Below are 19,044 nucleotides of genomic sequence, written 5' to 3'. Positions count from 1 at the left end.
AGCGCTGTGCCGGGCCTTTGTGATGAGCATCACTCGTTCGAGTGTGCCGCATCGGACAACCAACGGGCCGAAAGGGCTGTCTTCTGATTGTGTGAACGAAGAGCGAATTCCTGATGTGACCGTAGTTATCGGCGCATACGAGGCGATGCCCTATCTCGTCCCGTGCCTCGAATCGGTGGAGGCGCAGACCATCGGTGCCGACCGGTTAGAAATCGTCGCGGTCGACGACGGCTCCACCGACGGCACCGGTGAATACCTGGAGAAATTCGCGGCGAAGTCGCGAATCCCGACCAGAGTTATCAGGCAGAAGAACTCCGGTGGTCCCAGCGGTCCGCGCAATGTGGGGCTGGGGCTGGCGCGGGGCCGTTATGTTTTCTTCCTGGACGCGGACGACTACTTCGGCGAAGAGGCGCTGGAGCGCATGGTGGCCATGGCGGACCGCGCGGGCAGCGACGTGGTGCTCGGCAAGGTCGTCGGCGTGAACAGAGGCGCCCCGAAGTCGATGTGGCGGGCCACCAGGGAACGCGTCGACATCTACCACTCCAAGGTGATCTACACCTTGAGCGCGCAGAAGCTCTTCCGCCGTGATCTGCTGGAACGCCTCTCGCTGCGGTTCGACGAGAGTCTCAGGACCGGTGAGGACGCGCTCTTCACGATGGAGGCATATCTGCGCGGCGCCGGTGTCTCGGTGATCTCCGATTATGTGTGCTACTACCTGGTGGGGCGTGAGGACGGGAAACACGTCACCAAGAGCGGTGGCTACGAACTCCGTTTCGACGCGATGCGCGCCATGATGTCGCTCATTCATCGGCTCGAGCCTGCGGGGCCGAAGCGGGACCTGCTGATGGTCCGTCCTTTTACGGTCGGAATGCTCCAGCAGTTCGGACCCGTCGTGCTGAAGGATTCGGAGGAAGTCCGGCGGCACAAGATGGAACTCGCGGCTCCGATGATGGAGACGTACTGGAACGACGGTGTGGCCCGGCTGATCAAGGTGTCGGAGCGGCTGAGGCTCGCCTGTGTGGCCCAGGGCAGGACCGACCTGCTCGTCGAGATGGTGCGGTACATCCGGGCGAAGACGGTCCCGGACGTGGTCGCGTCGCGCAAGGGCGACAAGCTCTTCCTCGCCTACCCGTACTTCCGTGACAGGTCTGCCGGGCTGGCCGACTCCAACTACGAGGTCACCGTGCCGGATTGGCATGGCACGGAGCGGATCGAGCAGCCGAAGGCCGCCGCCCGCCGCGCCTCGCTACCCCGGAGGGCGGCGCGTCGGGTACGTCGTGACCTGAAGCGGTGGAAGCGGCGCGTGATGCGGTGGAGGGCCCGGCAGAACAAACGGTGACGGCCACTCATTACCGCATGGGCCAGGACGGGCGCGCTTGACGGCTCCATCGAAGAGCAAGTCAGGAAAACTCAGTAAAATCGTCCCCACGTCGCGCTCGCGGCGGGAACATCACGTCGCGCTCGCGGCGGGAACGTCGGATCACCGTGGGGACTGGTCACACGTGAAGGCTCTCGTACTGTCCGGAGGGGCCGGCACACGCCTGCGTCCCATCACGCACACCTCGGCCAAGCAGCTGGTGCCGGTGGCGAACAAGCCGGTGCTGTTCTACGGCCTGGAAGCCATCGCGGACGCGGGCATCACCGAGGTCGGCATCATCGTGGGCGAGACCGCCGAGGAGATCCGTGAGGCGGTCGGTGACGGTTCCCGGTTCGGCATCGACGTCACGTACATCCCGCAGGAGCAGCCGCTCGGCCTCGCCCACGCGGTGCTGATCGCCCGTGACTTCCTCGGGGACGACGACTTTGTCATGTACTTGGGCGACAATTTCATCGTCGGAGGTATCACTGGTCTGGTGGACGAGTTCCGCAGGGAGCGGCCCGATGCCCAGATCCTGCTGACCCAGGTACCGAACCCGACTGCCTTCGGTGTGGCGGAACTCGACGCCGACGGCCTCGTGGTGGGTCTGGAGGAGAAGCCGAAGGAGCCCAAGAGCGACCTGGCGCTCGTCGGCGTCTACCTCTTCACCCCCGCCGTCCACGAGGCGGTCCGCTCGATCGAGCCGTCCTGGCGGGGCGAACTGGAAATCACCCACGCCCTCCAGTGGCTGATCGACCAGAAGCGCGACGTCCGCTCCACCACGATCCGCGGGTACTGGAAGGACACCGGCAACGTCACCGACATGCTGGAGGTCAACCGCACCGTCCTGGAGACCGTCGAGCCCGCTCAACAGGGAGAGGTCGACGAGGACAGCGAGATCATCGGCCGGGTGCGGATCGAGCCCGGCGCCAAGGTCAACGGCAGCCGGATCGTCGGTCCGGCGATCATCGGTGCCCGCTCGGTGATCAGTGGTGCGTACGTGGGGCCGTTCACCTCGGTCTCGGACGACGTCCGCATCGAGGACAGTGAGATCGAGTACTCCATCGTTCTGCGGGGCGCCTCCCTCGCCGGCGTCCGCCGCGTCGAGGCGTCGCTCATCGGCCGCGACGTCGAGGTGACCCCCGCGCCCCGTTCCCCGTCCGCCCACCGACTCGTGCTCGGCGACCACAGCAAGGTGCAGATCTCCTCATGACCACCCACATCCTGGTGACCGGCGGTGCCGGCTTCATCGGTTCGCACTACGTCCGTACGGTGCTCGGCCCCGAGGGCCCCGGCGACATCGCCGTCACCGTGCTCGACAAGCTCACCTACGCGGGCAACCCGGCCAACCTCGACGAGGTGCGCGACCACCCCGGCTTCAGGTTCGTGCAGGGCGACATCTGCGACGCCGAGCTGGTCGCCGAGCTGATGGCCGAACACGACCAGGTGGTGCACTTCGCGGCCGAGTCCCATGTGGACCGCTCCATCGACGGCGGCGCCGAGTTCGTCCGTACGAACGTGGTGGGCACCCACACCCTGATCCACGCCGCGCACCTGGCCGGCGTCAAGACCTTCGTGCACATCTCCACGGACGAGGTCTACGGCTCGATCGACGAGGGCTCCTGGCCCGAGACCGACCCGCTCGCGCCCAACTCGCCGTATTCCGCGGCCAAGGCGTCCAGCGACCTGATCGCGCTCTCGTACCACCGCACCCACGGCCTCGACGTCCGGGTGACCCGCTGCTCCAACAACTACGGGCACCACCACTTCCCGGAGAAGGTCATCCCGCTCTTCGTCACCAACCTGCTGGACGACAAGCCGGTCCCGCTGTACGGCGACGGCGGCAACGTCCGCGACTGGCTGCACATCGACGACCACGTCCAGGGCATCGAACTCGTGCGCACCAAGGGCCGGGCCGGCGAGATCTACAACATCGGCGGCGGCACGGAACTCTCCAACAAGGAGCTGACCACCCTGCTGCTGGAGGCGTGCGGGGCCGACTGGAGCAGCGTCACCCACGTCGAGGACCGCAAGGGCCACGACCGCCGCTACTCGGTCGACTGCGCCAAGATCCGGGAGGAGCTCGGCTACGAGCCCCGCAAGGACTTCCGTACCGGTCTCGCCGAGACCGTGCGGTGGTACCGCGACAACCGCGCCTGGTGGGAGCCGCTGAAGGAGAGGGCCGCCCTGTGAGCGCCCCCTGGCTGGTCACCGGGGCCGCCGGGATGCTGGGCCGGGACGTCCTGGCCCGGCTCGCCGACGAGGACGTCACCGCGGTCGCCGCGGACCGCGCGGCCCTCGACGTCACGGACCCCGGATCGGTGCGGGCGGCCTTCGAGGAACACCGCCCCGCCGTCGTGGTGAACTGCGCGGCCTGGACCGCGGTCGACGACGCCGAGACCGAGGAGCGCTCCGCGCTGCTGGTCAACGGAACGGGGCCGGAACTCCTCGCCGCGGCCTGCCGCGAGCACGGCGCGGTCCTTCTCCAGGTCTCCACGGACTACGTCTTCGCGGGCGACGCCGGGAAGCCGTACGCCGAGGACGACCCCACCGGGCCGCGCAGCGCCTACGGCCGCACGAAGCTGGCCGGTGAGCGGGCCGTGCTCGGCACCCTGCCCGACACCGGTTACGTGGTGCGCACGGCCTGGTTGTACGGGGCGGGCGGCGGCAACTTCGTCCGGACCATGATCCGGCTGGAGGGCGTGAAGGACACCCTCGACGTGGTGGACGACCAGCGCGGACAGCCCACCTGGACGGTCGATCTGGCCGACCGGCTGGTCCGGCTCGGGCAGGCGGCGCTCGCGGGCGCCGCACCCGCGGGCGTCTACCACGGCACCAGCGGCGGCGAGACCACGTGGTTCGGCTTCACCCGCGAGATCTTCCGGCTCCTCGGCGCCGATCCGGACCGGGTCCGTCCCACGAGCAGCGCCGCCTTCGCGCGGCCGGCTCCCCGGCCCGCGTTCAGTGTGCTGGGGCACGACCGCTGGGCGGTGGCCGGGATGGAGCCGATCCGGGACTGGCGGGCGGCGCTGGAAGCGGCCTTTCCGGCGCTCGTCTCCGCGGAGCGGCCGTGAGCCGTGGCGAACGCCGGTGGGTGACGGGGGAGAGCGGCGGATGAGCGGCGGATGAGCGGCGGGCCCGGCCGGGTAAACGCCGAGTGAGTTGTGGGCGAGCCTGGGGGCTGTCCCGTCATCCCCGGCGGGTGCGCGTACGGGACGGCCCTTGGGCGGGCTCCGTTTCAGGTGGGCTTTCGATGAGTCTTCCGATGCTCTGATTCCGTTCGAATCTCAAACGTGTGAAAACGCGGGTTCGAATCGGAAGAACATCTACGTCGCAGTACGTTTGTACGGTAACTTCACCGGCACCGGATCAATTGGTGCCTTCGAAGGGCTGTCCCACGTGAACCGCCATGACTTCCTGCGTCATTTGCACCGCATCTACCGTCCCCGGAACTATCTGGAGATCGGAGTCAACGACGGAAGAAGTCTGGCCCTCTCCCGTGTTCCTTCCGTCGCCGTCGATCCAGCCTTCCGGGTGATCACGGATATCAGCTGTGACGTCCACCTGGTCAAGGCGACGAGCGACGACTTCTTCGCCCGCAAGGACCCCTTGCTGCACTTGCGCAACGGTCGCAATCCGTTCCGCGCCCTCGCCCGCCGCGACCCGCTCAATCTGTTCGGCGGGGAGCCGAAACTGGAGCTCGCCTTTGTCGACGGCATGCACCTCTTCGAGTACGCCCTGCGCGACTTCATGAACGTCGAAAGGCATTCCCGCTGGTCGAGTGTGATCGTGCTGGACGACATGCTGCCGCGGGACGTCGACGAGGCGGCCCGCGACCGTCACACCAAGTTCTGGACCGGTGACGTCTACAAGGTGGCGTGGGTGCTGCGCCGTTTCCGTCCCGACCTGGTCGTCGTCGAGGTGGACACGGCACCGACCGGGGTGGTCGTCGTGTTCGGCGCCGACCCGGAGAACCGGGTGTTGAAGCGGGAGTACGACCGGATCATCGAGGAGTACGTCGCCCCCGACCCGCAGGACGTGCCCGAGGAGGTGCTGATGCGGAAGAACGCCGTCCGGCCCGAGGCGTTGCTGCGTGCCGACTTCTGGCCGTCCCTCGTGCGCGCCCGTAACCTGCGCCGTCCGCGCTCGGCGTTCGCGCCCCTGCGCCGGCGCATCGAGTCGGTGACCGGCACGCGGCCGTGACGGGGCCGTCCCCGACGGGTCGGTGGCAGGGACGGACCGTACGGAATCCCCCGTGATCCGCGCGGATCACGGGGGATTCGGTCATTCCCGCTCCGGCCCGGTCAGCCCCGGGCGCGCAGCTCCGCGTAGTACGCCTCGCACGCCTCGTACGACGGCAGCAGCCCCTGCTTCTCGGCCTCGGCCAGCGAGGGGGCCGCGGCGTCCTTGTCGGACAGCAGGGGGGTGATGGCCTCCGGCCACTCGATGCCCAGCTCCGGGTCGAGCGGATGGATGCCGTGTTCGCGGGTGGGAGCGTAGCCCTCGGAGCACAGGTACACCACCGAGGCGTCGTCCGTCAGGGCCATGAAGGCGTGGCCGAGCCCCTCGGAGAGGTAGACGGCGTGGTGGTCCGCGTCGTCGAGCCGGATGGCCTCCCACTGCTTGTACGTGGGGGAGCCGACCCGGATGTCCACGATGACGTCGAGCACCGCACCCCGCACGCACTTGATGTACTTCGCCTGGCTCGGCGGCACGTCGGCGAAGTGGACACCGCGCAGGGTGCCGCGGCTGGAGATCGAGAAGTTGGCCTGCGCGAGGCTCAGCGTGTGCCCGACGGCCTCGCCGAGTTCCGCCGCCTTGAACCACTCGTGGAAGCTGCCGCGGCTGTCCGGGAAGACCTTGGGCTCGTGTACCCAGGCCCCTGCGATGGAGAGCTGCCGCATGCGATCACGTCCTTGCTTGTTCTGTTGCTGATGGCCGAGTCGTTCGGCCGTGTTCTCTGCGGGGGGCGTACGACGGTACGCGCGTGGATCAGCCGGTGATCCGGGCGGCGAGGCGGCGTGCCCGCTTGCGGCCCTTGGGCGGGAGCCTGCGCACGATCGGACCGCCGACCGTGCGCAGCGCGCGGCGCAGCTTCGCCTTCCTGCGCTTGCTGATGGTGCCGAGCATGATGTCGGCGTCGATCGGTGGCAGGCCGCTGGGAAGGGTCATCCGGCCGTTGGCGCCGACGGTGACGTCACAGAGGTGGAACGCGGGGTTCTTGTCGCCGTCCAACCGGACCGAGAGCTTCCAGGTGCCGGGCGCCACGTTCGGCGTGATACCGGGCACGGTGAGGTGCATACGGCCCTCGACGGGGTGGAGCGTGGTGCGCACCTGGCGGGACGACCCGCTCTTCTCGTCCACCGGACTCAGGACCAGTGTGACGGGGGAGGGCGCGGTGGTGGGGGTGGTGAAGAGATCGAGCCGGAGTTCGGGGTGGCCACCGGGAGACCGCTGGAGCGGACGGCCTTCGAGGTGGTCGGCCAGCTTCTTGGACCGTCGGGCGACATCGAGGGAGAGATTGCCGTGCGGGTCGGTGAAGTACGGGATGACGGCGCGGGCCGGGGAGCCCAGAGAGGCGGGCAGGCAGGCGGAGTCCACCTCCGGGGCGCGGTCGGCGCCGAGCCGTGCCTTGCGGACGAGGCCGAGGCCGCGCAGCGGTACCCAGACGTCCCAGAAGCCACGTGACACCCGGCCGCGGCGGCCGAAGGCCTCCGAGCCGATCTGGCCGGTGCCGTGCAGGACGACCTCGCAGACGTCGTCGCCGAGGTCCACGATCCGTGCGGTGAAGTCCGCCGGACAGGGCCACTCGACGGCCGTCTCGCGGTTGCGCAGCGCCAGCTCGGCGGAGAACCCGTCCATGTCGTCGCTGACGTCCAGGAGCTCGCCGTCCGGCAGCAACCCCTGGGTGATGTCGGGGTGCAGGTAGTAGCGGCCGTCGCGGTGGAGCAGCGTCAGCGGGGCCTGTCCGTCACCGTGGACGAGTCGGCCGGTGACCGTGAGGTCGATCTTGCCGTCCGGCCGCCAGTCGAAGCTCTCCAGGCGGGCCGCGGCCTTGACCGAGGCGGCGAACCGGGCGACGCGGACGAGGCCCTGGCGGTTGTTGTCGCGCAGCAGTGTCGAACGCAGCCGCAGCACCGGACCGAGTCCGTCGTGCACGCTGTCGTTCACGAAGTCCGCGGCCAGGTCCTGGACGGCGTCGCACATCTCGTCCAGGTACTCGGGGGCGTACGTGAGCACCGACGGCTCGCTGAGGCGGCCGAGCATCTCGACGCGGTAGAAGCGGCGCAGCAGCATGTCGCGGAACTCGCCCGGCTCCGTGTTGTCCACGACGACGTCGAGGACCTCGCGGAGATTGCCGTAGTAGCCGGACGGGACGATCTTCGCCGAACCGGCGTTCTGTCCGTCGTCGCGCCGCGAGTAGTAGTAGCAGGTGTAGTCCCCGAGGATCGAGACGACCTTGGCGGGGAAGTAGGCCTGCATCATGTACAGCTGGTCCTCGAGCCGGCGCTTGCCCTCGGGGTAGGCGATGCCGTTCTCGCGGAGGAATTCCCTGCGGAACATTTTGTGCGGTGTGAGGCTGTCGTGCAGCGGGGCGTTGTGCAGCGTGCACTTTTCTCGGTTCTTCTTGAATACCCCGTGCGGGACTCCCCGGAAGTTGCTCGCCACCTTGCCGATGACGATGTCCGAGCCGTTGCGGTGCCCCATTTTGTACAGACGTTCGAGAGCGCCGGAAGCGAGATAGTCGTCCTGGTCGACGAACTGGATGTATTCGCCCTTTGCTTCGTCCACGCCGATGTTGCGGGGCTTTCCGGGCCAGCCGGAGTTCGGGATGGTGATGACGCGGAAGTGGGCGTGCTCCGCGGCCAGTTGCTCAAGCCGTTCGCGAGTGTCGTCCGTCGAGCCATCGTTGACGAAGAGGACTTCGAACTCCCCTGCAGGGAGGGTCTGCCGCAGAAGTGAGTCGATGCAGGGGTCGATGTACTTGCCCGGGTTGTAAACAGGAATGACGACACTTACTTTGACTGGCATTTCCGGTGTCCCATGTCTGGTAGAAGTCCCACTGGTCGGTGGTGGATGCGGGGCCCGTGCCATCGGGAAATGGGCACGATGAGCCACCCGCCGTGCACCCTATCGGCTGTTAGATGGTCGAGACGCCTTAATGGTTGCATGCGGGGAGACAGCATGATCTTGCCGACAATGCCGGACATCTGACCGGAATCCGGAGGGCTGTTCGGGGGCCGTAGTGCCGCAGCGTGGCGGGAACCGCGGTCCCGCCGGGGTGCGGCGCGGATGCGCCACCGCCGCGCGACCGGCCGGAGAGGTGGGGAGACCCGAGGGCGCCGACCCGGGCGCCGCCGGCGTGCCGGGACCACGGGCGGCCGGCCGGGATCCCGGGGTGTGCGGGCCCGCAGTCCAGGAAACGGAATGCCAGGGCGCCCGCTCCCCTTTTTCACGTAGATTGCGAGGGCTGGGCGAGTCGGATCGTTTGGGGAAGTACGTGTCAGGGGCAAGGCAGGGCGTCGCAGAGGCCCGCAGGATCGTGGTCAAGGTCGGTTCCTCCTCCCTCACCACGGCGGCGGGCGGTCTCGACGCGGACCGCGTCGACGCGCTCGTCGACGTGCTCGCCAAGGTGCGCAGCGGCGGGGAACGCGAGATCGTGCTCGTCTCCAGCGGGGCCATCGCGGCCGGGCTCGCCCCGCTCGGCCTGCACCGGCGGCCCAAGGACCTGGCCAGGCAGCAGGCCGCGGCCAGTGTCGGCCAGGGGCTGCTCGTCGCCCGCTACACGGCGTCCTTCGCGCGGTACGGCGTACGCGTCGGGCAGGTGCTGCTGACCAGCAACGACACCAGTCGCCGCGCCCACTACCGCAACGCCTGCCGCACCCTCGACCAGCTCCTGGAGATGGGCGCGTTCCCGGTCGTCAACGAGAACGACACGGTGGCCACGGACGAGATCCGGTTCGGTGACAACGACCGGCTCGCGGCGCTCGTCGCCCACCTGGTCCGCGCCGATCTGCTGGTCCTCCTCTCGGACGTGGACGGCCTCTACGACGGGGATCCGAGCGTGCCCGGCACCGCGCGGATCGCCGAGGTGACCGGTCCGGAGGACCTGGTGGGGGTCGTCATCGGCAGTGCGGGGAAGGCGGGTGTCGGCACCGGCGGCATGGTCACCAAGGTCGAGGCCGCCCGGATCGCCACCGCCGCCGGGGTCCCGGTCGTCCTCACCTCGGCGAGCCGCGCCGCCGACGCCCTGGCCGGGCGCGACACCGGTACGTACTTCCACCGCACCGGACGCCGGTCGGCCGACCGGCACCTCTGGCTCGCCCACGCCTCCACTCCGCAGGGCTCCCTGATCCTCGACGACGGGGCCGTCCGGGCGGTCGTCGAGCGGCACGGCTCGCTGCTGCCCGCAGGGATCCTGGCGGTCGAGGGCGAGTTCACCGCGGGCGATCCGGTGGAACTGCGCGACGTCGCGGGGCATCCCGTAGCCCGCGGGCTGGTCAACTTCGACGCGAAGGAGATCCCGCAACTGCTCGGCCGCTCCACCCGCGATCTGGCGCGGGAACTCGGGCCGGCGTACGAGCGCGAGATCGTACACAGGGACGATCTTGTCCTCCTGCACCGGTGACAGACCCCCTGAAACGGTTGAAAGTCCGGTCTCAGGACAGGGACCTTCATGAAAACCGCCCCATTCCGGCCCGCGGGCTGGTCAACTTTGTAGCGGGGACAGAGCGGAGTACCGCACAGTAAACGCATTCACAGGAGGCCGCCGGTGAGACGAGCGCGCCCGGGGGCGCCGCCCCGAGGAACGGGTGGCCGGGCCCTGAGCAGCGTCGGAGCAGGTGCCGACCTCGAGGGGAGCCGGTCCGCGGACCGCACGGACGACCAGACTGCCGGGTTCGGGCCGACGGTGGTCAGACCCGGGTCGGCGGCGATGGGCGAGGGACGCGGTCCCGAGCGCACCCCGTCCCGGCTCTGGCACGTCACGTTGAGCGTCTCGGGTGCCGAGACCCCGCTCAGGGAGGTCAAGCGCGGCCTGGAACAGCTCGCGCACGACCATCCCTTTTTGCTGACCAGCCGGTACGCCAACGACCACGCGGAGATCCGATACTGGGAGGAGGCCCGCGATCTGCACGACGCGGCGGCGGTCGCGCTGCGGCTCTGGGGAGAGCACCGCTCCACCGCCGGACTGCCACCGTGGGAGATCGTCGGTCTGGAGGTCATCGACCGCGAGACGTATCACCAGCGTGTCGCCGAGGGGTACGGACCGCCCCCGGCGGCCCGGGTCGGCGTGCATCCGTTCTGAGCGCCGGGTCCGGCGGGTACGGCGCCGGGCAGGACCGCCCCGGGCGTGGGCCGGGCGTGGACCGGGGCGCGTTCGGCGGGGGCCGCGGCACGACCGCTCGCGGCCCCGAGGACGGCCGGTCATGTCCCCGAGGGCGGCCGACCGCACCCGGGGCACGGCCGCTCGTCGGTCCGGGCGTTCGGTTACGAGTTCCGAGCGTGAGCGGTGTCGAGCCGTCGTCTCGCATCACGGGATGCCCGGTGGATGCCCGCGGTGTGCGCATTACGCTGCGGGCATGACCACGCTCTCGCCGTACGACAACATGTCCCCGGTCGCCCAGGCCGCCTACCGGGCGCGCGCCGCCGCCGCCGACATCGCGCCACTGCCGCGCGCGGCGAAGGACGACGCGCTGCTCGCGATCGCGGACGCGCTGGAGGTGCGGGCGGGCGAGATCGTCGAGGCCAACGCCGAGGACATCGCCCGCGCCCGCGAGGCCGGGACCAGCGAGGCGATCATCGACCGTCTGACCCTCACCCCGGAGCGGGTCCGCGCCATCGCCGCCGATGTGCGGGACGTTGCGGCCCTGCCCGACCCGGTCGGTGAGGTCGTCCGGGGCTCCACCCTGCCCAACGGCATCGACCTGCGACAGGTCCGGGTGCCGCTCGGCGTGGTCGGGATCATCTACGAGGCCCGCCCCAACGTCACGGTCGACGCCGCCGCGCTCTGCCTGAAGTCGGGCAACGCCGTCCTGCTGCGTGGCTCGTCCTCGGCGTACACGTCCAATGCGGCACTCGTACGGGTGATTCGCGACGCGGTCGGCGGCTCGGGTCTCCCGGCCGACGCCGTGCAGCTGGTGCCGGGCGAGAGCCGTGAGTCGGTGCGCGAGCTGATGCGGGCCCGCGGCCTCGTCGACGTGCTCATCCCGCGCGGCGGTGCCTCGCTGATCCGCACGGTGGTCGAGGAGTCCACCGTCCCGGTCATCGAGACCGGCACCGGCAACTGCCACGTCTACGTGGACGCGCGGACGGACATCGACATGGCCGTCGAGATCCTGGTCAACTCCAAGGCTCAGCGTCCGAGTGTCTGCAACGCCGCCGAGACGCTCCTGGTCCACAAGGACGTGGCCGCGGAATTCCTGCCGCGCGCCCTGGACGCGCTGGCCGAGGCCGGGGTCACCGTGCACGGCGACGAGCGGGTCCTCGAACACGCCGCCGGGTCCGAGGCCACCGTGGTGCCGGCGACGCCGGAGGACTGGGAGACCGAGTACCTCTCCTACGACATCGCCGCGGCCGTCGTGGACTCCCTGGACGCCGCCGTCGCGCACATCCGGCTCTGGTCCTCCGGCCACACCGAGGCGATCGTGACCACGTCCCAGGCCGCGGCCCGCCGTTTCACCCAGCTGGTCGACTCCACGACCGTGGCGGTGAACGCGTCGACGCGCTTCACCGACGGCGGTCAGTTCGGCTTCGGTGCCGAGATCGGCATCTCCACGCAGAAGCTGCACGCCAGGGGCCCGATGGGGCTGCCGGAGCTGACCTCGACGAAGTACATCGTCACGGGCGACGGCCACGTGCGATGACCGGCTGACCGGCCGGGCCCGGTGAATGTCGTCGGCTCCCTGCCCAGAACGGTCCGCCAGGGCTAGTCTGGAACCGTGCCGGACGACGTGGGGGGCAGGCCGTTCCCGGACGGCTGGGAGCCCGACGACGACCGCGGGGGCGCGGACGAGGACTTCGCCTCCGTGGTGTTCGACGAGGACTTCGTGCGGGCTGCGGAGATCCACGAACCCAGCGCCGTGGAGCGGCTGCTCGCGGCCGCTCAGGCGCGGGCCGAGGCCGAGGCGTCCCGCTCCCGGGCGGGCGGCGGCCCGCTGGACGACGAATACGCCGACGAGGGGTACGGGCGCGGCGGCCGGTACGGCGGCGAGGACCACCCCTACGGCCTGGTCGATTCCGATGGTGCCCGCGGTCCCTACGGTCGGCACGGCGGGGCGCTGCGTCCCTACCGGGGATCGGCACGCTGGCATCGTCCGGTGGCCTGGATCCTCACCGTGCTGATGGGTATCGGAATGGTCGCGCTGGCCTTCGGGGCGGTCTACCGCAACGCGTCGGGCAACCGGCAGGACCCCGCCCCGCCGCCCGCGACCACGGGTGTGGACACGGCCCCGGGGCCGGTCTCCACGGCTCCTCCCCGCCCCACGGTCTCCTCCGTCCCTGGCACCGGCTGATCCCGGCCGCCCTCCGGCGGTCCGTACGGCCCCCCTGTGACCCGGGACACTCTCCGAAGGCCCGCGCGATCTCCCTGTGAGCGCCGCTTTCCGATAGCTCGTGCGGTTTCCCGCTGCCGGACGGCACCTAGTAGTGCTTGGTCAGGTCGGCTGTGGCCGCCACAGCCGCCCTCCAGGCTCTTCGCCATGCCCCCAGTGCCGCTCCCGGCCTCCGCCGCCAGAACCTCCGCCATCTCCGCCGCGGCCGACCGCGCCGCATCCCGTGCGTCGCCGCGCAGGCCTGCCGCGCCTGGCCGACGCGGGCCCCGATACGGCCTTCCGGTTCACCGCCCCCGCCCCCGTCCCCGCTCCCGTTCCCGCGATGAGCCGCGCTTCGAGAGCCGACCACAAAAGCCTGAACGCGGAAGGCCGACCACGGAGGGACGTGGCTCCCGGGCGTCCGGGAGCTTCTCTCACGTCTCCGCGTTTACCGCGGCCGCAATCGACCTACCCTGAAGGTGTGACCCTCTCTCCGAGGGGGCTTCTCACTCGTTCGCACCCGGGTGTCCATGGGGCGCCACGCGCACCATGGCGGGCGGGCCCTGTCCCAAGCCATCGGCCGAAGCAGAGCGAAGCGTCCCGGCTCCGGCCGGTGACGTGGAGTCGGGAGAAGTCATGGCACACCGCGGAGAACCACCAGAAGGTCCGTCCGAGAACACACCGGGCGGCAGCGAGGACGAGTACAGGTCGCTCGTCTTCGACGAGTCGTTCGTCCGGGCAGCCCGGCTGAAGGAGTTCTCCGCCCAGGAGCGCATCGCGGATCACACGCCTGCCGTGCGCAGCCTCCCTCCCCGGAGGTTCAGGGCCGGTTCCCGAGCCGCCATCGTCCTGATCCTCCTGATCGCCCTGGCCTTCGGAACGGCCGTGTACATGGGCCTGCGCCATCCCTATCAGGCGCCCGTCGGCCGAAAGGTCGAACCGCTGAGATCGACCGTCATCCCGCTGGCCCCCCGCGGGCGTGTGCCCGGCGGAACGGCCGCCGACCTCCTCTCCCGGAGCCCCGCCGCTCAGTACGCGAAGGGTGTCGCGGGCATCGACCTGCCGCCGACGGTCAGGGCCACCGCCAACTTCTCCGACAACCAGGTGGCGATGGCCCTGGCCACCGTCAAGGACTACCTGGTCGCGTCCTCGCTCGATCCCGATGTCCTCGCCGGGCACACGCTGCGGCCGGTGGAAAAGCTGCTCGACCCCGGTCAGATGGCCCAGTTCGAGCGCAGCATGCACCGGCCGGACGACGACGGGCAGCACGCCCCCGCGGGCTGGCTGGTCCGCTTCGACCCGGCGAAGGTGGCCCTGGCAGGTCCCGACATCCGCGTCCGGGGCACGCTGAGCTACAGCGAGGCCGGGGCCGACACCCTGGAGGTGGTGTCCGACCACACCTTCACGTACACGCTCCGTCCCGCCGCCTCCGGGTCGCAGGGCGCGGCCGGTGCCTCGCTCTTCATCGTCCGGCGCGAGCTGCACTTCCGCTTCGACCGGGAAGACCTGCGCCTGCACCGGCTCGAACTGCGCAGCAGCTATGTCCAGGCCGGGCCGCAGGCGTGCCCGACGGACACCGCGGGCGTCCTGCGCCCCCTGCTCGCCGGTCAGCGCGCCACCTCCGGCGGCCCTGCGGGCACCGACCCGTACAACACGGGCCGGCCCACAGGGACGCTCTGCGGGACACTCGTGGTCAGCTCCCCGCCGACTCCGGCCCCTCGGGGTTCCGCGGTTCCTCCGGCCGAGCCGAGCCGGGGGAGTCACCCGTAGCGCCGCCCTTGTCGGTCGTACCCCCGCCCTGACCGGTGAACTTGTCGCGGAGCCTGCCGCCCAGGTCCCCGGCACCGCCGGCTATGTCGCCAACGAGCTTCATCAGCGGGTCCTTGCTGGTCCGTACCGCGTCCGCGTAGTGCGCGGCGGACTGCCGGAAGGAATCCGTCACCGAGGTGTCCTTGTCCTCCTGGCGCCGCGGGTAGTGACCGTCCATGATCCGCTGGTAGTCGCGTGTCTCGGACCACCTCTTCAGCTCGGCCGCGCGCACGGTGGTGAACGGGTGCGAGCGGGGCAGCAGATTGAGGATCTTGAGCACGGAGTCGCGCAGGTCGCCGCCCTTCTCGTACTCGTCGGCCTGTGCGAGGAAGGCGTCCACGTTCATCTCGTGCAGATGATTGCCGCCCGCTATCTTCATCAGGCCGCGCATCGACGCCTGCAGATCCTGACCGACCAGCAGTCCCGCGCGGTCGGCCGACAGCTCCGACTTGCGGAACCACTCGCGCAGTGCCGTCACGATCGCCATGATCGCCACATTGCCGAGCGGGATCCAGGCGACCTTCAGCGCGATACTCGTGAGGAACAGCAGGATCGTGCGGTACACGGCGTGGCCGGAGAGGGCGTGCCCCACCTCGTGGCCGACGACGGCCCGCATCTCCTCCTCGTCGAGGAGCTCCACCAGGCCCGTCGTCACCACGATGATCGGCTCGTCGAGCCCGATGCACATGGCATTGGGCTGCGGGTCCTGGCTGACGTACATCGGCGGGACCTTCTCCAGGTCGAGGATGTAGCAGGCGTCCCGCAGCATGTCGTTGAGATGGGCGAACTGCGCGTCGCTCACCCGGACGGAGTCGGAGAGGAAGAGCAGCCGCAGGCTGCGCTCGGGCAGCAGCCCGCTCAGCGTCTTGAAGACGGTGTCGAAGCCGCTCAGCTTGCGCAGGGCCACCAGGGCCGAGCGGTCCGCCGGGTGCTCATAGGCCCGGGACGAGATCCCCTCGAAACGCCGTCGTTGCCTGCCCGGCACGTGTCCGTCGCTCTCGAAGTGGCGTTCGGTCATGGAATGGCCCCCTGTTCGTACGAGATGTCACTCGCCCCCTGACGGATCCCAGACTAGGCGCTGGAGCTACGGTGTGCGGGGGCTGTGGATAACCGAGGAGACGCCCGACATGCCGCATACCGTTGCCCTGCTCGCCGCCGCGTCGGAGGACCAGGGACCCGGCGACACGCTCCGTATCGTGCTGCTCGCCTCGCTCGTCGGTGGCGTTCTGCTGGCCTGGTTCCTGCTCCGCGGGTACCGGAACGACGGCGATGACGACGACAACGGCTGAGCCGACGACGACAACGACTGAGTCGGCGTGAGCTCGGCCGGAGCGCCCGCATACGATGTGCGCGACATCTTGCTCCCGACCCCCGATCGAAGGTCCTGACGAAGATGAGTCTCATGAGCACTGCGCACCAGCTGGTCACTCTTGCCGCCGAGGGCGGTGAGCAGGGTGGCAACCACCCGAGCCTCAACCCGTACATCGTCGGCGGCGGCGCGTTCATCGCGTTGATGGTTCTGCTGTGGATCACCACCCGCTTCAACCGCGACCGCTGAAGCGAAGGCGAACAACTGTGCCAGTAGGCTCTGCACGCATGGAAGAGCAGGAAGTGCCTACCGGCAGCGGAAAGCGCCGTATCGGCGTGATGGGCGGGACGTTCGACCCGATCCATCATGGACACCTGGTGGCGGCCAGTGAAGTGGCCGCCCAGTTCCGCCTCGACGAGGTGATCTTCGTCCCGACCGGGCAGCCCTGGCAGAAGAGCCACAAGCGGGTCTCCCCGGCCGAGGACCGCTATCTGATGACGGTCATCGCGACGGCTTCCAACCCGCAGTTCTCGGTCAGCCGGAGCGACATCGACCGCAGCGGACCGACGTACACCATCGACACGCTGCGGGACCTGCGCGCGATCCACGGTGACGCGGATCTCTTCTTCATCACCGGAGCCGACGCGCTCGCCCAGATCCTCACCTGGCGGGACGCCGACGAACTCTTCTCGCTCGCCCACTTCATCGGCGTGACACGGCCCGGTCACACGCTCACCGATCCAGGACTGCCGGAGGGCGGTGTCTCCTTCGTGGAGGTCCCCGCGCTCGCCATCTCTTCGACGGACTGCCGCCAGAGGGTCGCGAAGGGGGAGCCGGTCTGGTATCTGGTGCCGGACGGTGTGGTTCGCTACATCGACAAACGCCAGCTGTACCGCGGCGAATGAGCCAGAGGGGCACCGGTGAACGACCGACAGAACCCGTACGACCCGTATTACCAGCAGCCGCAGATCGTCGGCTACGACGAGTACGGGCAGCCGGTGTATCAGCAGGCCGGACCGCAGGCGTACGGCACATACGATCCGTACGCATCCCAGCAGCCTCAGCACCCGCAGCAGCCTCAGCACCCGCAGCAGTCCCAGCAGCACCCGCATCCGGAGTCCCCGCAGCCGCAACCGGCTGACCAGGGCGGTTACGGGACCGGCCAGGGGTACGGATACGACCCCTACGCACAGTCCCAGCAGGCGTATCCCGCGCAGCCGCAGGCGTACGACCCGTACGGCGCCCAGGTGCCCCGGTCCCAGCCCCATCAGTCCGACCAGCAGGCGTACGGCGGCTACGAGGGCTACGGCTACGACGCCGGCCGGCAGCCCGCCGTCGACACCACGCAGCAGTGGAACATCCCGCAACAGGCGGCGGCTCCCGCGCAGGAGGCCGATGCTCATCCGCAGCAGCGGGCCGCCGCGCAGTCGGCCCCGTCCGCGCCACCTGCCGCGGCCCCCGACCGGGCCGAGCCGGAATCGCACGAGGGGGCCGGGAACGAGCCGGAGCCGTCCGTTCCGGGCCAGCGCCGTTCGGACTACCGCACCGAGCAGTTCTCCTTCATCGAAGAGCCCGACGAGGACTCCGAAGACGTCATCGACTGGCTCAAGTTCACCGAGAGCCGCAGCGAGCGGCGCGAGGAGGCACGACGCCGCGGCCGCAACCGCATGATCGCGCTGATAGTCGTGGTGGCTCTGGTGGTCGTCGGCGGCGTCGGCTACCTCTGGGCCGCCGGGAAGCTTCCCGGACTCTCCGGTTCGGAGCAGGACGGCACCGCGTCGGCGGGCCCGCAGCAGCGGGACGTCATCGTGGTCCACCTCCACGACACCAAGAAGGGCGGCACCTCCACGGCGCTGCTCGTGGACAACGTGACGACCAAGAAGGGGAGCACGGTCCTCCTCCCCAACGCCCTCGCGGTCTCCGACGACGACGGCGCCACGACCACCCTCGGCAAGTCCGTCGACGACGACGGCACCACCGGAACCCGTGAATCGATCGACACGCTGCTCGGCACCAGGATCGGCGGCACATGGCGGCTCGACACCCCCTACCTGGAGGCGCTCGTCGATCTCGTCGGCAACATCGACGTCGACATCGACACCGATGTGCCCGACACGAAGAAGGGCGCCTCACCGCTGGTGAAGAAGGGCGAGGGACAGACCCTGAGCGGCCGGATGGCCGTCGCGTACGCCACCCACCGGGCGTCCGGCGAGGACGAGGCGAAGCAGCTCACGCGGTTCGGCGAGGTGCTGCGGGGGGTGCTGCGGAAGCTCTCGGACGACCCGAAGGCCGCCACCGTCACCGTGCAGACCCTGGCACAGATCCTCGATCCGTCGCTCCCCGAGAAGGACCTCGGCGCCTCCCTGGCGAAGCTCGCCCGCCACGCCAAGGTCGGCGACTACAAGACGGTGCTGCTGCCGACGCAGGCCGACGGCACGCTCGACGACACCGCCACCGAGAACATCGTCAAGGACATCCTGGGCGGGACGGTGAAGGCTCCGGAGGCCGGTGCGGCCGTGCGGGTCGGGATCAAGAACGCCACCGGTGACGAGGACGGCGCGGAATCCGCCCGGGTCAAGCTGGTCAACGGCGGCTACGCCTTCGTCGGCGGTGGCAGGGCCGAGGCGGTGCCGCTGTCCGAGGTGATCTACAAGACGCCGGAGAACAAGGGCGCGGCGACGCAGGTCGCCAAGACCCTGGGGCTGCCGGCGAGCGCGGTGAAGCAGGGCAGTCCCTTCTCGAACGCGGACGTGTCCGTCCTGCTCGGCCAGGACTACCCGGTCAAGTGACCGGAACCGGCCCCGGGGCCTCGGGCTTTGGGGCCCGGGGCCCCGGCCGGGCGCCCCGAGGCCCGGCCGGTCCCGGCCCGCCCGGCCGCTGTCGGCAAGCGTCTCCGAACGCTTGTTGTGTGGGCTGTCGGCGGTCCGTGAGACCCTAGGAGGGTGCTGAAGACCTCGGCCGGGCCCCCGACGCCCGGCGCGTACGTCTGCGGCGTCGCCGAATCGGCCTGAATGCTCCGCCAGGAGGCCGCTCAGGGG

Annotated in this window: 17 protein-coding genes; 14 read left to right on the top strand and 3 right to left on the bottom strand. The window is 69.8% G+C overall.

Annotated elements, in window-relative coordinates:
• The first annotated feature begins 91 nt into the window (after positions 1-91).
• From ACIHCL_RS03565 to ACIHCL_RS03545, 5 genes are all read left to right on the top strand, one after another.
• Positions 92-1,339: a glycosyltransferase family 2 protein gene (locus tag ACIHCL_RS03565; protein WP_399856501.1), complete on the top strand. Its 1,248-nt coding sequence runs from the start codon at positions 92-94 to the stop codon at positions 1,337-1,339.
• 163 nt (positions 1,340-1,502) lie between these two features.
• Entirely contained in the window at positions 1,503-2,570 is a 1,068-nt protein-coding gene (locus ACIHCL_RS03560) for a glucose-1-phosphate thymidylyltransferase (protein WP_399856499.1), read from the top strand.
• A complete protein-coding gene (gene rfbB / locus ACIHCL_RS03555; RefSeq protein ID WP_399856497.1) occupies positions 2,567-3,550 on the top strand; it encodes a dTDP-glucose 4,6-dehydratase in 984 nt (327 codons plus the stop codon). The genes ACIHCL_RS03560 and rfbB overlap by 4 nt, the downstream gene beginning before the upstream one ends.
• Positions 3,547-4,431: a dTDP-4-dehydrorhamnose reductase gene (gene rfbD / locus ACIHCL_RS03550; RefSeq protein WP_399856495.1), complete on the top strand. Its 885-nt coding sequence runs from the start codon at positions 3,547-3,549 to the stop codon at positions 4,429-4,431. Before rfbB ends, rfbD begins: the two co-directional genes overlap by 4 nt.
• A gap of 325 nt (positions 4,432-4,756) precedes the next feature.
• Complete coding sequence (locus ACIHCL_RS03545; protein ID WP_399856493.1) at positions 4,757-5,560, top strand: class I SAM-dependent methyltransferase; 804 nt, start codon at positions 4,757-4,759, stop codon at positions 5,558-5,560.
• Positions 5,561-5,661: 101 nt separating this feature from the next.
• Here ACIHCL_RS03545 and rfbC read toward each other — a convergent pair whose 3' ends face one another.
• Positions 5,662-6,261 (bottom strand): dTDP-4-dehydrorhamnose 3,5-epimerase, encoded by a 600-nt coding sequence (gene rfbC / locus ACIHCL_RS03540; RefSeq protein WP_399856491.1) that lies wholly within the window; start codon positions 6,259-6,261, stop codon positions 5,662-5,664.
• Positions 6,262-6,349: 88 nt separating this feature from the next.
• Positions 6,350-8,389, bottom strand: coding sequence for a glycosyltransferase family 2 protein (locus tag ACIHCL_RS03535; RefSeq protein ID WP_399856489.1), 2,040 nt, complete (start codon positions 8,387-8,389; stop codon positions 6,350-6,352).
• A 511-nt stretch (positions 8,390-8,900) separates the two neighbouring features.
• Here ACIHCL_RS03535 and proB point away from each other — a divergent pair.
• From proB to ACIHCL_RS03510, 5 genes are all read left to right on the top strand, one after another.
• A complete protein-coding gene (proB, locus tag ACIHCL_RS03530; protein WP_399857129.1) occupies positions 8,901-9,986 on the top strand; it encodes a glutamate 5-kinase in 1,086 nt (361 codons plus the stop codon).
• A gap of 144 nt (positions 9,987-10,130) precedes the next feature.
• On the top strand, positions 10,131-10,664 hold the full coding sequence (locus tag ACIHCL_RS03525; protein WP_399856487.1) for a hypothetical protein: 534 nt from the start codon (positions 10,131-10,133) through the stop codon (positions 10,662-10,664).
• 274 nt (positions 10,665-10,938) lie between these two features.
• Entirely contained in the window at positions 10,939-12,222 is a 1,284-nt protein-coding gene (locus tag ACIHCL_RS03520; RefSeq protein WP_399856485.1) for a glutamate-5-semialdehyde dehydrogenase, read from the top strand.
• 75 nt (positions 12,223-12,297) lie between these two features.
• On the top strand, positions 12,298-12,870 hold the full coding sequence (locus ACIHCL_RS03515; protein WP_399856483.1) for a hypothetical protein: 573 nt from the start codon (positions 12,298-12,300) through the stop codon (positions 12,868-12,870).
• 654 nt (positions 12,871-13,524) lie between these two features.
• A complete protein-coding gene (locus ACIHCL_RS03510) occupies positions 13,525-14,658 on the top strand; it encodes a hypothetical protein (protein WP_399856481.1) in 1,134 nt (377 codons plus the stop codon).
• On the opposite strand, the gene ACIHCL_RS03505 is transcribed toward ACIHCL_RS03510, so the two are convergent.
• Entirely contained in the window at positions 14,582-15,715 is a 1,134-nt protein-coding gene (locus ACIHCL_RS03505) for a M48 family metallopeptidase (RefSeq protein ID WP_399856479.1), read from the bottom strand. The genes ACIHCL_RS03510 and ACIHCL_RS03505 overlap by 77 nt on opposite strands.
• Before the next feature lie 109 nt (positions 15,716-15,824).
• On the opposite strand from ACIHCL_RS03505, the gene ACIHCL_RS03500 reads away from it, so the two are divergent.
• From ACIHCL_RS03500 to ACIHCL_RS03485, 4 genes are all read left to right on the top strand, one after another.
• Positions 15,825-15,986 (top strand): hypothetical protein, encoded by a 162-nt coding sequence (locus ACIHCL_RS03500; protein WP_399856478.1) that lies wholly within the window; start codon positions 15,825-15,827, stop codon positions 15,984-15,986.
• Between the two features lie 113 nt (positions 15,987-16,099).
• Positions 16,100-16,255, top strand: coding sequence for a hypothetical protein (locus tag ACIHCL_RS03495; protein ID WP_399857169.1), 156 nt, complete (start codon positions 16,100-16,102; stop codon positions 16,253-16,255).
• Positions 16,256-16,293: 38 nt separating this feature from the next.
• The gene (gene nadD, locus ACIHCL_RS03490; RefSeq protein WP_399856476.1) at positions 16,294-16,911 is read left to right on the top strand and encodes a nicotinate-nucleotide adenylyltransferase; all 618 of its coding nucleotides are present in this window, start codon (positions 16,294-16,296) and stop codon (positions 16,909-16,911) included.
• Positions 16,912-16,926: 15 nt separating this feature from the next.
• Positions 16,927-18,795, top strand: coding sequence for an LCP family protein (locus ACIHCL_RS03485; RefSeq protein ID WP_399856474.1), 1,869 nt, complete (start codon positions 16,927-16,929; stop codon positions 18,793-18,795).
• Positions 18,796-19,044: the final 249 nt, after the last annotated feature.

Origin of the sequence: Streptomyces sp. NPDC052042 (genome assembly GCF_044548345.1) — a bacterium.
Lineage (GTDB): Bacteria > Actinomycetota > Actinomycetes > Streptomycetales > Streptomycetaceae > Streptomyces.
Note: the sequence above shows the minus strand (reverse complement) of the source record. Positions and strands in the feature narration are given on the sequence as shown.

What these genes read in the sequence shown, in the direction of transcription:
- rfbB (WP_399856497.1), top strand. Translation starts at nt 2,567, where the DNA reads ATGACCACCCACATCCTGGTGACCGGCGGTGCCGGCTTCATCGGTTCG.
- rfbC (WP_399856491.1), bottom strand. Translation starts at nt 6,261, where the DNA reads ATGCGGCAGCTCTCCATCGCAGGGGCCTGGGTACACGAGCCCAAGGTC.
- ACIHCL_RS03535 (WP_399856489.1), bottom strand. Translation starts at nt 8,389, where the DNA reads ATGCCAGTCAAAGTAAGTGTCGTCATTCCTGTTTACAACCCGGGCAAG.
- ACIHCL_RS03520 (WP_399856485.1), top strand. Translation starts at nt 10,939, where the DNA reads ATGACCACGCTCTCGCCGTACGACAACATGTCCCCGGTCGCCCAGGCC.
- ACIHCL_RS03510 (WP_399856481.1), top strand. Translation starts at nt 13,525, where the DNA reads ATGGCACACCGCGGAGAACCACCAGAAGGTCCGTCCGAGAACACACCG.
- ACIHCL_RS03505 (WP_399856479.1), bottom strand. Translation starts at nt 15,715, where the DNA reads ATGACCGAACGCCACTTCGAGAGCGACGGACACGTGCCGGGCAGGCAA.
- ACIHCL_RS03500 (WP_399856478.1), top strand. Translation starts at nt 15,825, where the DNA reads ATGCCGCATACCGTTGCCCTGCTCGCCGCCGCGTCGGAGGACCAGGGA.
- ACIHCL_RS03495 (WP_399857169.1), top strand. Translation starts at nt 16,100, where the DNA reads ATGAGCACTGCGCACCAGCTGGTCACTCTTGCCGCCGAGGGCGGTGAG.
- nadD (WP_399856476.1), top strand. Translation starts at nt 16,294, where the DNA reads ATGGAAGAGCAGGAAGTGCCTACCGGCAGCGGAAAGCGCCGTATCGGC.